Below are 16219 nucleotides of genomic sequence, written 5' to 3' on the forward strand. Positions count from 1 at the left end.
ATGAATGCTGAAGACGCCTTGAAACTTGCTCGCCGGTTTATCGGGTTGCCCCTGGAAAAGCGCCGGATGTTCCTGGCCGCGCTGGACAAGGAGGGCGTGGAGTTCAGCGGTTTTCCCATCCCCCAGGGCGTCGAGGCCGAGGATCGCCAGGCCTTGTCCTATGCCCAGCAGCGCATGTGGTTTCTCTGGCAACTGGAGCCGGGCAGTGGCGCCTACAACCTGCCGGGAGCGGTGCGGCTCAAGGGCGCGTTGAGCCTGCCGGCGCTGGAGCAAGCTTTCGCCAGCCTGGTGGCCCGGCATGAAACCCTGCGCACGGTGTTCCAGCGCCAGGCCGACGACAGCCTCCTGCAAGTGCCCTCCAGCACGGCACTGGCGATCGGGCGCAAGGACTTCAGTGCCTTGCCGGCTGCCGAACGCGAGCAGGCGGTGCGCCGGGCCGCCGAAGCACAATCGATGCGGCCCTTCGACTTGTCCAGCGGCCCTTTGCTGCGGGTCGAATTGCTCACGCTCGATGAACAGGAACATGTGCTGCTGCTGACCTTGCACCACATCGTCTCCGATGGCTGGTCGATGAATGTGCTGATCGACGAGTTCATCCGCTGCTACGACGCCCATGAAGCGGGCGTGGCGCCGCAACTGGCCGACTTGCCGATCCAGTACAGCGACTATGCCCTGTGGCAGCGGCGCTGGCTGGAGGCCGGTGAGCAGGCGCGTCAACTGGCGTATTGGCAGGCGCAACTGGGCGATGAACACCCCGTGCTGGAACTGCCCATCGATCACCCGCGCCCGGCGATGCCCAGCTATCGCGGCACGCGTTTCGAGTATGCCGTGGAGCCGGCGCTAGCTGAGCAACTGCGCACCACCGCCCAGCAGCACAACATCACCCTGTTCATGCTCCTGCTCGGCGCGTTCAACGTACTGTTGCATCGCTACACCGGCCACACCGATATCCGCGTCGGCGTGCCCATCGCCAACCGCAACCGCGCGGAAACCGAAGGGCTGATCGGTTTCTTCGTCAACACCCAGGTATTGCGCACCGAGCTCGGCGGCCAGACCCGTGTCGATGAGTTGTTGCGCACGGTCAAGGAAGCGGCCCTCGGCGCCCAGGCCCATCAGGACCTGCCGTTCGAACGGTTGGTGGAAGCCCTGAAACTGGAGCGCAGCCTCAGCCACACACCGCTGTTCCAGGTGATGTACAACCACCAGCCGCAAGTGGCCGACATCGCCAGTATTCGCACGGCCTCGGGGCTGGAGTTGTCGATGCTGGAATGGCAGAGCCGCACCACGCAGTTCGACCTGACCCTCGACACCTGGGAAAAGGCCGGCAAGCTGCACGCGGCGCTGACCTATGCCAACGATCTGTTCGACGCCGCCACGGTCGAGCGCATGGCCCGGCACTGGACGCGACTGCTGCAAGGCATGGTTGCCGACAGCCGCGCGCTCGTCGCTGAGTTGCCGTTGCTTGAAGCTGATGAGTACCAACGCCTGATCCATGACTGGAACCCTGTGGACGCGCCGTTCGACCAAGGGCTGTGCATCCACCAGATGATTGCTCGTCAAGTTGAAGCCATGCCAGATGCCTTGGCGGTGACCTTCGCCAACACCCAACTGAGCTACAGCGAGCTCGACGGTCGCGCCAATCGCCTGGCCCATAAACTCATCGAACTGGGTGTAGGCCCGGAAGTGCGCGTCGGCGTGGCGATGTCGCGTTCCGAACACCTGCTGATCGCCTTGCTGGCAGTGCTCAAGGCCGGTGGCGCCTACGTGCCGTTGGACCCGGATTACCCGGTTGAGCGCGTGGCCTACATGCTCGACGACAGTTGTGCGCGGGTGTTGCTGACCGAACAGGCGGTGGCGGCGACGCTGAGCGTGCCGGCTGAAACCGCCGTGCTGATGCTCGACCAGCTCGATCTTTCACGCTATCCATTGAGCGCACCGCACAGCAGCGTCACGCCAGACAACCTCGCCTACGTCATCTACACCTCCGGCTCCACCGGCAAGCCCAAGGGCGTGGCGATTGCCCATCGCAATGTGCTGGCGCTGATCGACTGGTCCAAATCCGTCTACAGCCGCGATGACATCCAGGGTGTACTCGCCTCCACGTCGGTGTGTTTCGATCTGTCGGTGTGGGAGTTGTTCGTGACCCTGGCCAACGGCGGTTCGCTGATCATCGCGCGCAATGCCCTGGAACTGCCGCACCTGCCGGCCCGGGATCAGGTGCGCCTGATCAACACCGTGCCCTCGGCGATTGCCGCGTTGTTGCGCAGCGATGAGATTCCGGCCAGTGTGCGCATCATCAACCTGGCTGGAGAGCCACTGAAGCAAAGCCTGGTGGACGCGCTGTACCAGAATTCCCCCTGTGGGATTGAGCTTGTGGCAGCAGAGCCTGTGGAGTCAGTGCCTGTGGGAGCAAAGCTTGCTCGCGATAGCATCCTATCGGCTGGCCCATGTGTGACTGACCTACCGCCATCGCGAGCAAGCTTTGCTCCCACAGGCCTTGCTTCCACAGGTAGTGCTCTTGCAGGTTCTACTCTTGCAGGTTTTGCTTCCACAGGCTCACTCCCACAAGGGATCGAGCATGTGTACGACCTTTATGGCCCCTCGGAAGACACCACCTATTCCACCTGGACCCGCCGCACTGCCGGCGGCACGGCGAACATCGGCCGGCCTCTCAAACACACCGCCAGCTACCTGCTCGACGCCGACCTGCAACCAGTGCCCCAAGGCGTCTCGGCGGAGCTGTACCTGAGCGGCGCGGGCATCACCCGTGGTTACCTCGGTCGGGCGGCGATGACCGCCGAAAAATACGTGCCCAACCCGTTCTCCACAACCGGCGAACGCCTGTACCGCACCGGTGACCTGACCCGTTATCAGGCCAACGGCAATTTGCAGTACGTCGGCCGCATCGACCATCAGGTAAAGATCCGCGGCTTCCGTATCGAACTGGGGGAAATCGAAGCGCGGCTGCTGCAACAACCCCAGGTGCGCGAGCTGGCGGTGCTGGCCCAGGACGGCGAACACGGCCAGCAACTGGTGGCCTTCATCGTCCCGAGCGACGCCACGGTGCTGACCCAGGTCGAGGCCCAGGTGCAAGTGCGCGAAACCCTCAAGGCCGCGCTGCGCGAACACCTGCCGGATTACATGGTGCCGGCCTACCTGGTGTTCCTCGAGCAACTGCCGCTGACCCCCAACGGCAAACTCGACCGCAAGGCATTGCCGGCCATTGATGGCAGCGAGCAGCAACGCGAATTTGTCGCGCCCAGCAGTCCGCTGGAAAAAGCCCTCGCGGCGATCTGGCAGGACGTGCTGAACCTCGACAGCATCGGCCTGGAAGACAACTTCTTCGAGCTGGGCGGCGACTCCATCGTCTCCATGCAAGTGGTCAGCCGTGCGCGGCAGGCCGGGATCGTGCTCAATCCCAAATCGCTGTTTCAACACCAGACCCTGCGCAGCCTGGCACTGGTAGCGCGCCAGGGTGACAGTCATGGGATCGATCAGGGCCTGGCGCGCGGCGCGGTGCCGTTGACGCCGGTGCAGCATTGGTTCTTCGAGCGCGACATTCCCGAGCGGCAACACTGGAACCAGTCGCTGTTGCTGGTGCCTGGCGAGCGCCTCGACGTCGTGGCATTGGGATCGGCCCTGGCCCGTTTGACTGAGCACCACGACAGCCTGCGCCTGCGCTTTATCCAAGTGAACGGAGAGTGGCAGCAAGCCTATGCCGAGCCGTCGGCGGTCAGCCTGTTGTGGCAGCGCCAGGCGACGTCGGTGGAACAGCTCAACGCCTTGTGCGACGACGCCCAGCGCAGCCTCGACCTGGAAGACGGGCCGCTGCTGCGGGCCTTGCTGGTGGACATGGCCGATGGCAGCCAGCGCGTGCTGCTGGCGATTCATCACTTGGTGGTGGACGGTGTTTCGTGGCGTGTTTTGCTGGACGATCTGCAACAGTTCTACAGCCAATTGCAGGCCGGTCAGGCGATCCAGGTACCGGCCAAAACCAGCGCTTATGGGCAATGGGCCGCGCACCTGCACGGGCATCTCGATGGCTTCATGGACAGCCTCGATTACTGGCGCGCCCAGGGCAATGCGCCAGCGGGCAACGGCTTGCCGTGTGATTACCCCGAGCGGCTGCTGGAGGCCCGTGACGAGCGCAAGGTCCAGGTGCGCCTGGACGCCGAACAGACCCGTCAACTGCTGCAGCAGGCGCCGAAGGCCTATCGCACCCAGGTCAACGACCTGCTGCTGACCGCGCTGGCCCGTACGATCTGCCGCTGGACCGGCCAGGGCAGCACGCTGATCCAACTCGAAGGCCATGGCCGCGAAGACCTGTTCGATGGCGTTGACTTGACCCGTACCGTCGGTTGGTTCACCAGCCTGTTCCCGGTCAGCCTCAGCCCGGCGCCGGCGTTGAGTGCCTCGGTCAAGGCCATCAAGGAACAACTGCGCGCCGTCCCGGACAAGGGCCTGGGCTACGGCGTGCTGCGCTACCTGGGCAAACCTGAAGTGCGTGCCGAACTGGCGGCCTTGCCGGCACCGCGTATCACCTTCAACTACCTGGGCCAGTTCGACCGGCAGTTCGACGACGGCGCGCTGTTCGTGCCGTCCAGCGAAGGCAGTGGCGCGGCGCAACATGCCCGGGCGCCGCTGGCGAACTGGTTGACGGTGGAAGGCCAGGTCTACGGCGGTGAGCTGTCCTTGAACTGGGGTTTCAGCGAGCGGATGTTCAAGCACCAGACCATCGAGACACTGGCCGCTGACTACCTCGCCGAACTGGGTGCGTTGATCGAACACTGCTGCGCGCTGGAAACGCCGCAGGCCACGCCATCGGACTTTCCCCTGGCACGCATCAGCCAGGCACAACTCGACAGCCTGCCGGTGCCCGCCGGGCAGTTGGACGACCTTTATCCACTGTCACCGATGCAGCAGGGCTTGCTGTTCCACACTTTGTACGAGCAGGCGGCGGGGGAGTACATCAACCAGTTGCGGGTGGACGTCCAGGGCATCGATGCCCAGCGCTTCGCTGACGCCTGGCAGGCCACCCTCGACGCCCACGAAATCTTGCGCAGCGGCTTTGTCTGGCAGGGCGACCTTGAGCAGCCGTTGCAGATCGTCCGTCGACAAGTCGAGTTGCCGTTCACGGCCCTCGATTGGCGCGGGCGCGATCACCTCGCCGAGGCCTTGAATGAGCGCGCCGAGGCCGAGCGCCGTCAGGGCTTCGATCTGACCCAGGCGCCATTGCTGCGCCTGGTGCTGGTGCAGACCGAGGCCGAGCGCTGGCACCTGATCTACACCCATCACCACATCCTGATGGACGGCTGGAGCAACGCCCAACTGCTCGGCGAAGTCCTGCAGCGCTACAGCGGTCGCTTGCCCAAGGCCAATGTCGGGCGTTATCGCGACTACATCGCCTGGCTGCAACGCCAGGACGCTCAACTGAGCGAGACGTTCTGGACCGACCAGTTGGCAGCCCTGCAAGAGCCAACACGGTTGGCGCGCGTCATATCCGTCGGCGAAATCCACAGCGGCCACGGCGACCATTTCCAGACCCTCGACGCTTCTCGCACCCAGGCCCTGGAACAATTCGCCCGCCAACAGAAAGTCACCCTCAACACCTTGGTGCAAGCGGCGTGGCTGTTGCTGCTGCAACGCTACACCGGCCATGACAGCGTCGCCTTCGGTGCCACCGTGGCTGGGCGTCCGGCGGATCTGCCGGGCATCGAGCAACAGGTTGGCCTGTTCATCAACACCTTGCCGGTGATCGCCGCGCCGCGTCCGGACCAGTCGGTCGGTGCCTGGCTGCAAGCCGTGCAGGCGCAGAACCTCAGCTTGCGGGAATTCGAGCACACGCCATTGGCGGACATCCAGCGCTGGGCCGGGCAGGGCGGCGAGGCGCTGTTCGACAACATCCTGGTGTTCGAGAACTACCCGATTGCCCAGGCCCTGGCAGAAGGTGCCGGGCAGGGCGCGGTGTTTGGCGAAGTCACTCACCTGGAGCAAACCCATTACCCGTTGAGCGTGGCCGTGACCCTCGGCCAGACCCTGGCGCTGCACTACAGTTTTGACCGGGCACATTTCAGCCCTGCGGCCATCGAAGGCATCAGCGCGCATCTGTTGCAGCTGTTGGAACGCTTCGCCGAGTCGGCGGTGCGCAACCTGGGGCAAATCGCCCTGGTCAGCGCCGAGGAACAGGCCCGGCAACAGGCCGCCAACCTTGCGCAGCCGTACCCGACCGACATCGCCGTGCATCAGCGCATCGCCCATCTGGCGGCGCAAAAGCCCCGGGCTACGGCGGTAATCTTCGACGGCCAGCGTTTCAGCTATGGCGACATCGACCGGCGCGCCAACCAGTTGGCCCACGCCTTGATTGCCCGTGGCGTGGGGCCGGAAACCCGCGTTGGTGTGGCCCTGCCGCGCAGCGAAGGGGTGATCGTCGCGCTGCTGGCAGTGCTCAAGGCTGGCGCGGCCTATGTGCCGCTGGACACCAGTTACCCACGCGAACGCCTGGCGTACCTGATGGAAGATTCCGGGCTGGCGCTGTTGCTCACCGACTCCCGAGTGTCGGCGCAGTTGCCCCTGGCAGGCGCCGCCCAGTTGCTGGAACTCGATCGCCTGGACCTGAGCCTGCAACCGAGCAACGCCCCAGCCGTGCGTATCGATCCGCAGAACCTGGCCTACGTCATCTACACCTCCGGTTCCACCGGCAACCCCAAAGGTGTCAGCGTGGCCCATGGTCCGCTGGCGATGCACTGCCAGGCCATCGGCGAGCTCTACGAGATGCGCGACAGTGATTGCGAATTCCATTTCATGTCGTTCGCCTTCGACGGTGCCCATGAGCGCTGGCTCACCAGCCTGACCCACGGTGCTTCGCTGCTGATTCGCGACGACAGCCTGTGGACCCCGGAACAGACCTACAACGCGATGCGCGAGCACGGCGTGACGGTAGTGGCGTTCCCGCCGGTGTACCTGCAACAACTGGCCGAGCACGCCGAGCGCGAGGGCAACCCGCCGAAGGTGCGCATCTACTGCTTCGGCGGCGATGCGGTGCCCAACGCCAGCTTCGAACGGGTCAAGCGCGCCCTCGATCCGGACTTCATCATCAACGGCTATGGCCCGACCGAAACCGTGGTCACCCCATTGATCTGGAAAGCCGGTCGTGACGTGACCTGTGGCGCCGCCTATGCACCCATCGGCAGCCGCATCGGCGACCGCAGCGCCTACGTGCTCGACGCCGACTTGAACCTGCTGCCCCAGGGCATGGCCGGCGAACTGTACCTGGGTGGCACCGGGCTGGCGCGGGGTTACCTGAACCGTCCGGGCCTGACCGCCGAGCGCTTTGTCGCCGACCCGTTCAGCTGCAGCGGCGGCTTGCTCTACCGCACCGGCGACCTGGTGCGCCAACGCGCCGATGGCACTTTCGATTACCTGGACCGTATCGACAACCAGGTGAAGATCCGCGGCTTCCGCATCGAACTGGGTGAAGTCGAAGCCAGCCTGCAAGCCCTGGACAGCGTGCGTGAATCGGTGGTGGTGGCCCAGGAAGGCGCCGCTGGCAGCGGCAAGCGCCTGGTCGCCTATGTGGTGGCCGATGAACCGGTGCGGGAGGGTTTCGCCGAGCACCTGCGTGGACAACTCAAGGCGACGTTGCCGGCGCACATGGTCCCGGCCTACTTGCTAGTGCTCGAACGCCTGCCGCTGACCCCCAACGGCAAGCTCGACCGCAAGAACCTGCCCAAGCCTGACGTCAGTCAATTGCAGCAAACCTACATGGCGCCGCGCAGCACGCTGGAACAGCAACTGGTGTCGATCTGGCAGGATGTGCTCAAGCTCGCGCAAGTGGGCCTGCGGGACAATTTCTTCGAACTGGGCGGTGACTCCATCGTCTCGATCCAGGTGGTCAGCCGTGCACGTCAGGCCGGCATCCATTTCACCCCCAAGGACTTGTTCCAGCACCAGACCATCGAGGCGCTGGCGGCGGTGGCACGTCTGGGCGAAACCACCCAAGCCGTCGATCAAGGGCCGGTCACCGGTGAGTTAGCGCTGTTGCCGGTACAACGGCTGTTCTTCGAACAGGCGATCGCGCAGCGTCAGCACTGGAACCAGGCGGTGATGCTCAAGCCGACACAAGGACTCGATGCGCGGGTGCTGGAGCACGCCTTGAAGGCGCTGGTGGTGCATCACGATGGCCTGCGTTTGAGCTTTACCGACGCGGGCGAGGGTTGGCAGGCACGTTACCGTTCGCCAGCCAGCCACGGCGAAGACCTGCTCTGGTTGGCGGACGTGCCAGATGCCCAGGCCCTGGCAAACCTTGCCAACGCAGCGCAACGCAGCCTGGACCTGCAAGACGGGCCGCTGCTGCGCGCGGTATTGGCGACGCTGGCCGATGGCAGCCAGCGGCTGTTGCTGGTGATTCACCACCTGGTGGTGGACGGCGTGTCGTGGCGGATTCTGTTCGAGGATCTGCAAAGCGCCTACCGTCAGTTGTCCAGCGACCAGGCCTTGCAGTTGCCGCCCAAAACCACTTCGGCACGGGCCTGGGCCGAGCACCTGCAAGGCTATGCCGGCAGCGCGCCGTTGCAGGAAGAGCTGGCGTACTGGCAGGCGCAGCTCGATGGCGTCGATGGGCAGTTGCCGATGGACAATCCACAGGGAGGCCAGCAGAACCGTCTCGCGCTGACCGTGCGCAGCCGACTCGATGCGTCACTGACTCGCCAGTTGCTGCAAGATGCGCCCAAGGCCTATCGCACCCAGGTCAATGACCTGCTGCTCACCGCATTGGCCCGGGTCATGGTGCGCTGGACCGGCGCCGACAGCGCGCTGATCCAGCTCGAAGGCCATGGCCGTGAAGCCTTGTTCGAAGACGTGGACCTGACCCGCACCGTCGGTTGGTTCACCAGCCTGTACCCGGCCAGGCTCACGCCGGTGGCGGACCTGGGGCATTCCCTCAAGCAGATCAAGGAACAACTGCGGGCGATTCCGAACAAGGGCCTGGGCTTTGGGGTCCTGGCCCATCTGGGCGATGACGCGGTGCGGGGGACTTTGGCGCGCCTGCCGACACCGTGCCTGACGTTCAACTACCTGGGCCAGTTCGACGCCAGTTTCAATGAGGCCGACGGCGCCTTGTTCGTGCCGGCCAGCGAGTCGGCCGGCGATGAGCTGAACGCCGAGGCGCCGCTGTCCAATGTCCTGGCCCTGAACGGGCAGGTGTTCGGCGGCGAGCTGAACCTGGGTTGGACCTTCAGCCGCGAGGTGTTCAACGAAGCCACCGTCCAGGCCCTGGCCGACGATTACGCCCGTGAGCTGCAAGGGCTGATCGAGCATTGCTGTGACGACGGGCATTGCGCTGTGACGCCGTCGGACTTCCCCCTGGCGAGCCTGGACCAGCAGCAACTGGATGGGCTGCCGGTGGCGACGGCGCAGATCGCCGACCTGTATCCGCTGTCGCCGATGCAGCAGGGGATGTTGTTCCATGCGGTCTACGGTGACGTCAGCGGCGATTACATCAACCAACTGCGCCTGGACGTCGAGGGGCTGGATCCGGAACGCTTCCGCCAGGCTTGGCAGGCAACGGTGGACGCCCATGACATCCTGCGCACGCGGTTCGTCTGGCAGGGGGATTTGCCGGGGCCGGTGCAGGTGGTCAGTAAACACCTGGCGCTGCCTTACAGCTTGCATGACCTGCGGGCCGATCCACAGCGCGATCAGAGCTTGCAGGCCCTGGCCGATGGCGAACGCCAGCAACTGCACCTGGGTGCGCCGGCCCTGTTGCGACTGGTGATCGTGCGCCTCGACGAGCAGCGCTACCACCTGATCTACACCCACCATCACATCCTGATGGACGGCTGGAGCAACTCGCAGTTGCTCGGCGAAGTGCTGCAACGCTACAGCGGTCAGCCCGTGACCGTTCATGGCAGTCGTTATCAGGATTACATCGCCTGGCTGCAACGCCAGGATGTCGCCGCCAGCGAGGCGTTCTGGACGCCTGCGCTGCGACGCTTGGAGACGCCGACACGGCTGGCGGACGTCATGGCGAAACCACAGGCGGCCAGCGCCGGTTATGGCGACCATGTGCAGGTCCTGGACGAGACGCTGACCCGGCGTCTGGAAGCCTTCGCCCGTGCCTCGAAAGTCACCGTCAACACGCTGGTGCAGGCCGCGTGGCTGCTGCTGTTGCAGCGTTACACCGGCAAAGACACCGTGGCTTTTGGCGCGACGATGGCCGGTCGTCCGGCGGACCTGCCGGGCATCGAACAGCAGATCGGCCTGTTCATCAACACCTTGCCGGTGATCGCCAACCCACAGGCCGGGCAATCCCTGGACAGTTGGCTGCAAGCGGTGCAGGCGCAAAACCTGGCGCTGCGCGAATTCGAGCACACCGCGTTGCTGGACATCCAGCGCTGGGCCGGGCAGGGCGGGGAAGCGCTGTTCGACAGCCTGTTGGTATTCGAAAACTATCCGATTGCCCAGGCCCTGGAGCAGGGCGCGCCGGACGGTCTGCGCTTTGGTCCGCCGCTCACCCAGGAACAGACCAACTACCCGTTGACGCTGCTGGTGGGCCTGGACCGTCAATTGTCGGTGCACATGAGCTACCAGCGGGCGAGCTTCGAACCCGCCACCGTGGTGCGATTGGCAACGCATCTGGCCCAGTTGCTGGGCCAGATGACGGCCCATGGCGAGCGCTGCCTGGGTGAACTGTCGATGCTGGCGTTCGATGAGCATCAGCGCCTGGTCCATGACTGGAACCCGCTGGACGCGCCGTTCGACCAAGGGCTGTGCATCCACCAGATGATTGCTCGTCAAGTTGAAGCCATGCCAGATGCCCTGGCGGTGACCTTCGCCAACACCCAACTGAGCTACAGCGAACTCGACGGTCGCGCCAATCGCCTGGCCCATAAACTCATCGAATTGGGTGTAGGCCCGGAAGTGCGCGTCGGCGTGGCGATGCCGCGTTCTGAACACCTGCTGATCGCCTTGCTGGCAGTGCTCAAGGCCGGTGGCGCCTACGTGCCGTTGGACCCGGACTACCCGGCCGAGCGCGTGGCCTACATGCTCGACGACAGCCGTGCGCGGGTGTTGCTGACTGAGCAAGCGGTGGCGGCGACGCTGAGCGTGCCGGCTGAAACCGCCGTGCTGATGCTCGACCAGCTCGATCTTTCACGCTATCCATTGAGCGCACCGCACAGCAGCGTCACGCCAGACAACCTCGCCTACGTCATCTACACCTCCGGCTCCACCGGCAAGCCCAAGGGCGTGGCGATTGCCCATCGCAATGTGCTGGCGCTGATCGACTGGTCCAAATCCGTCTACAGCCGCGATGACATCCAGGGTGTACTCGCCTCCACGTCGGTGTGTTTCGATCTGTCGGTGTGGGAGTTGTTCGTGACCCTGGCCAACGGCGGTTCGCTGATCATCGCGCGCAATGCCCTGGAACTGCCGCACCTGCCGGCCCGGGATCAGGTGCGCCTGATCAACACCGTGCCCTCGGCGATTGCCGCGTTGCTGCGCAGCGATGAGATTCCGGCCAGCGTGCGCATCATCAACCTGGCTGGAGAGCCACTGAAGCAAAGCCTGGTGGACGCGCTGTACCAGAATTCCCCCTGTGGGATTGGGCCGGTGCAAGCTAAGCCTCTAGAGTCAGAATCTGTGGGAGCAAAGCCTGTGGGAGCAAAGCTTGCTCGCGATAGCATCCTATCGGCTGGCCCATGTGTGACTGACCTACCGCCATCGCGAGCAAGCTTTGCTCCCACAGGCCTCGCTTCCACAGGTTCTGCTCCTGCAGGCTTTGCTCCCACAGGCTCACTCCCACAAGGGATCGAGCATGTGTACGATCTTTATGGCCCCTCGGAAGACACCACCTATTCCACCTGGACCCGCCGCACCGCCGGCGGCACGGCGAACATCGGCCGGCCTCTCAAACACACCGCCAGCTACCTGCTCGACGCCGACCTGCAACCAGTGCCCCAAGGCGTCTCGGCGGAGCTGTACCTGAGCGGCGCGGGCATCACCCGTGGTTACCTCGGCCGCGCGGCGATGACCGCCGAAAAATACGTGCCCAACCCGTTCTCCACAACCGGCGAACGCCTGTACCGCACTGGGGACTTGAGCCGTTACCGCGCCGATGGCGTGCTCGAATACCAGGGCCGTATCGACCATCAAGTGAAGATCCGCGGCTTCCGTATCGAGCTAGGGGAAATCGAAGCGCGGCTGCTGCAACAGCCCGAGGTGCGTGACGTGGCGGTCCTGGCCCAGGACGCCCCGGGCGGTCAGCAACTGGTGGCCTACGTGGTCGTCCCGACGCTGAACCTGAATGCCACCGAAGCCCAACGCGCCCTGCGCGATGAACTCAAGGCGGCCCTGCGCGAACACCTGCCGGACTACATGATCCCGGCGCACCTGCTGTTCCTCGAACAACTGCCCCTGACCCCCAACGGCAAGCTCGACCGCAAGGCCTTGCCGGCGGTGGAGACCGGTCTGTTGCAGGCCGGTTATGTCGCCCCGGCCAGTGCACTTGAACAGCAGGTCGCGGCGATCTGGGCCCAGGTGCTCACGGTGGAACGCGTGGGTTTGAACGATCACTTCTTCGAGCTGGGCGGCCATTCACTGCTGGCGGTCAATGCCGTCTCGCGCATGGCGCTCGAACTGGGGTTGACGCTGACCCCGCAACTGATTTTCCAGCACCCCGTCCTGGGGGAATTTGTCGCGCAACTCGACACCGGGGACGGGCCGATCGATGAACAGAAACTGAACAAGCTGGAAGCCCTGCTTGATGAAATGGAGGAAGTCTGATGGACAAGAGTGTTGCTTTGAGGATTGCCAAGCGCTTTATCACTCTGCCGCTGGACAAACGTAAGCTCTACCTGGAAAAGATGCTCGAAGAGGGCGTCTCGCCGGCCAATCTGCCGATCCCCGAGGTCCGCTCCGGGTTCGAACAGATCGCGCTGTCCTATGCCCAGGAGCGCCAGTGGTTCCTGTGGCAGATGGACCCCCACAGCTCGGCCTACCACATCCCCAGTGCCTTGCGCCTCAAAGGACGGCTGGACGTAGCGGCCCTGGAGCGCAGCTTCAACGCCCTGGTCGAGCGCCACGAGAGCTTGCGCACCACCTTCATCGAGAACGGCGAGCAGACCGTGCAGGTCATTCACCGGCAAATGCCCCTGCGCATCACGGTCGAGGCGTTGCCCGTCGGTTCGCCGCTCAGCCAGGACGACAGCATCAAGGCGTTCGTCGAGCGCGAGAGCGCGCGCCCATTCGACCTGCGCCAAGGGCCGTTGCTGCGGGTTTCGCTGTTGAACATCGCCGAGGACGACCACGTGCTGGTGCTGATCCAGCACCACATCATTTCCGATGGCTGGTCGATGCAGGTGCTGGTGGACGAACTGGTGCGCCATTACGCCGCCGACACCGCCGGCCAGTCCCTGGTCTTGCCGGAACTGACCGTGCAGTACGCCGACTATGCGATCTGGCAGCGCCACTGGCTCGAAGCCGGTGAGCGCGAGCGACAATTGGCCTATTGGGTCCAGACCCTGGGCCGCGAACAGCCGGTGCTGGAGTTGCCGCTGGATCATCCGCGCCCACCCGTGCAGAGCTTTCGTGGTGCACGCCTGGACTTGAACCTGGCGCCGGAACTGGGCGCCGCGCTCAAGCAACTGGCCCAGCGCGAAGGGGCCAGCCTGTTCATGGTGTTGCTGGCCTCGTTCCAGGCCTTGCTGCACCGCTACAGCGGCCAGCCGCAGATCCGTGTCGGCGTGCCGGTGGCCAACCGCAACCGGGTCGAAACCGAGGGCCTGATCGGCTTTTTCGTCAACACCCAGGTGCTCAGCGCCGATGTCGATGGGCAATTGCCGTTCGACCGCCTGCTCGCCCAGGTCAAGCAGTCGGCCATGGCCGCCCAGGCTCATCAGGACCTGCCGTTCGAACAGTTGATCGAGGCCCTGCAGCCGGAGCGCAGCCTCAGTCACAGCCCGATCTTCCAGGTCATGTTCAACCACCAGACCGCCAGCGACACCCAGGACCGGCAGATGCAATTGCCGCAGCTGAGCATCGAGGACCTGGTGTGGGAAGGGCACACCGCCCAGTTCGATTTGACCTTGGGCACGTATGAAACCGGGCAGGGTGTGCTCGCGGAGCTGACCTACGCCACCGATCTCTTCGAACCACAGACCATCGAACGCCTGGCCCGTCACTGGCAGAACCTGCTGCAAGGCATCGTCGATGCACCGCAGCAACGTATCGGCGAGTTGCCGTTGCTCGATGCCACGCAACAGCGCCTGATGCAGCAAGACTGGTTTCGCGTGGTTGAGCATGGCGTCGAGGCCGGGTGCGTGCACCAGCGCATCGCCGAACAGGCCCGCCTCAGCCCCGATGCGCTGGCGCTGACGATCGATGGGCAGGCCCTGACCTACGGGCAGTTGGATGCACGCGCCAACCAGCTCGCCCACCGCTTGATTGTCCTGGGCGTGACGCCTGACCAGCCGGTGGGGATTGCGGTGGAGCGCAGCGCCGAGATGATTATCGGCCTGCTGGCGATCCTCAAGGCCGGCGGCGCCTACGTGCCACTGGACCCGGCGTACCCTGAGGATCGCCTGGCCTACATGATCCAGGACAGCGGTATCGAACTGCTGCTGACCCAGGCCCGTTTGCAGGCTCGATTACCGATCCCGGCAACGCTCGAAACCCTGTTGCTGGATCAGCCGGATGCTGCCCTGCAGGAGGCCCCGCGCAGCTGCCCGGCGGTGGCGCTGAGCGCCGAACACTTGGCTTACGTGATCTACACCTCCGGCTCCACCGGCAAACCCAAGGGGGTGATGGTGCGCCATGGCGCGCTGAGCAATTTCGTTTCCAGCATGATCGCCCAGCCAGGCCTCACGGCCAGCGATCGCATGCTGTCGCTGACCACCTTTTCCTTCGATATTTTTGGCTTGGAGATCTACGGGCCGCTGTCGACCGGGGCCAGCGTGGTGCTGACCGGCCAAAACGTACACCAGGATCCGCAGGCGGTGCTGGCGCTGATCGAACGGCACGACGTGACGGTGCTGCAAGCCACCCCTTCGAGCTGGCGCATGTTGCTGGATCATGAACAATCTGCGCTGCTGGCAGGTCGCACCTTCCTGTGCGGCGGCGAGGCGTTGCCCCTTGAGTTGGCGCAACGGCTGCTGGCGCTTTCACCGAAGGTCTGGAACCTCTATGGCCCGACCGAAACCACGATCTGGTCGGCGGTGCATCCGCTGAGCCCTGAAAACAGCCGTCCGTTCCTTGGCCAACCCCTGGACAACACGGCGCTGTACATCGTCGGCAGCGACCTGACGCTCAACCCGCCTGGCGCGCCGGGTGAATTGCTGATCGGTGGCGACGGACTGGCCCGCGGTTACTTCCAGCGTCCGGCCCTGACGGCCGAACGCTTTGTGCCGGACCCGTTCTCCACAACGGGCGAGCGCCTGTACCGCACCGGTGACCTGACCCGCTATCGGGCTGAAGGCGTAGTGGAGTACATCGGCCGTATCGACCATCAGGTCAAGATCCGCGGCTTGCGCATCGAACTGGGGGAAATCGAAGCGGCGCTGCTGGCCCAGGCCAGTGTGCGGGAAACCGTGGTGGTGGCTCATGAAGGCCCGACCGGCGCGCAACTGGTGGGCTATGTAGTGCCCATTGACGCAGTGCCACAAGCGGATGCCGAGGCCTCATTGCGCACCGCGCTCAAAACCGCGCTCAAGGCGCAATTGCCGGAATACATGGTGCCGGCGCATCTGCTGTTCCTCGCGCAACTGCCGTTGACGCCCAACGGCAAGGTCGATCGCAAGGCGTTGCCGGCCCCGGATGCCAGCGAGTTGCAACGTGCCTATGTGGCGCCCGGCAGTGCGCGTGAGCAACAGGTGGCGGCGATCTGGCAGGAGGTACTCAAGCTCGAGCGTGTCGGGCTTGTGGACAACTTCTTCGAGTTGGGCGGACATTCGTTGCTGGTGACCCAAGTGGTGTCGAGGGTCCGTCGGGCGCTGGATATCGAGGTGCCGTTGCGCAGTCTGTTCGAACACAGCACGTTGCAGGATTTTGTGCAGGCCCTCGACGCCGGCCACGGTGAACAACCGTTGGCGCTGGTGCCGGTACCTCGTGACAAGCCGTTGCCATTGTCCTTTGCCCAGGAACGCCAATGGTTCCTGTGGAAAATGGACCCCGACAGCGCCGCCTACAATATTCCGACGGCGCTGCGGCTGCGCGGTGCGCTGGATAC

The 16219-nt window shown here is 64.5% G+C and carries 2 protein-coding genes (1 of these 2 cut by a window edge); both read left to right on the forward strand.

The genetic code is table 11. From position 1 onward, the window contains the following. Window positions 1-12780, forward strand: a complete 12780-nt coding sequence (locus AB4O09_RS10475) for a non-ribosomal peptide synthetase (RefSeq protein WP_460108157.1) — start codon at window positions 1-3, stop codon at window positions 12778-12780. Beyond that, on the forward strand, window positions 12780-16219 hold the 5' end (the start) of the coding sequence (locus AB4O09_RS10480) for a non-ribosomal peptide synthase/polyketide synthase (protein ID WP_460108159.1). It continues 10279 nt past the right edge of the window; 3440 of the gene's 13719 nt are visible here — the first part of the coding sequence; the start codon lies at window positions 12780-12782; its stop codon lies off the right edge, out of view. The genes AB4O09_RS10475 and AB4O09_RS10480 overlap by 1 nt, the downstream gene beginning before the upstream one ends.

The organism is Pseudomonas sp. H1_F01, from assembly GCF_054681425.1.

What these genes read in the sequence shown, in the direction of transcription:
- AB4O09_RS10475 (WP_460108157.1), top strand. Translation starts at nt 1, where the DNA reads ATGAATGCTGAAGACGCCTTGAAACTTGCTCGCCGGTTTATCGGGTTG.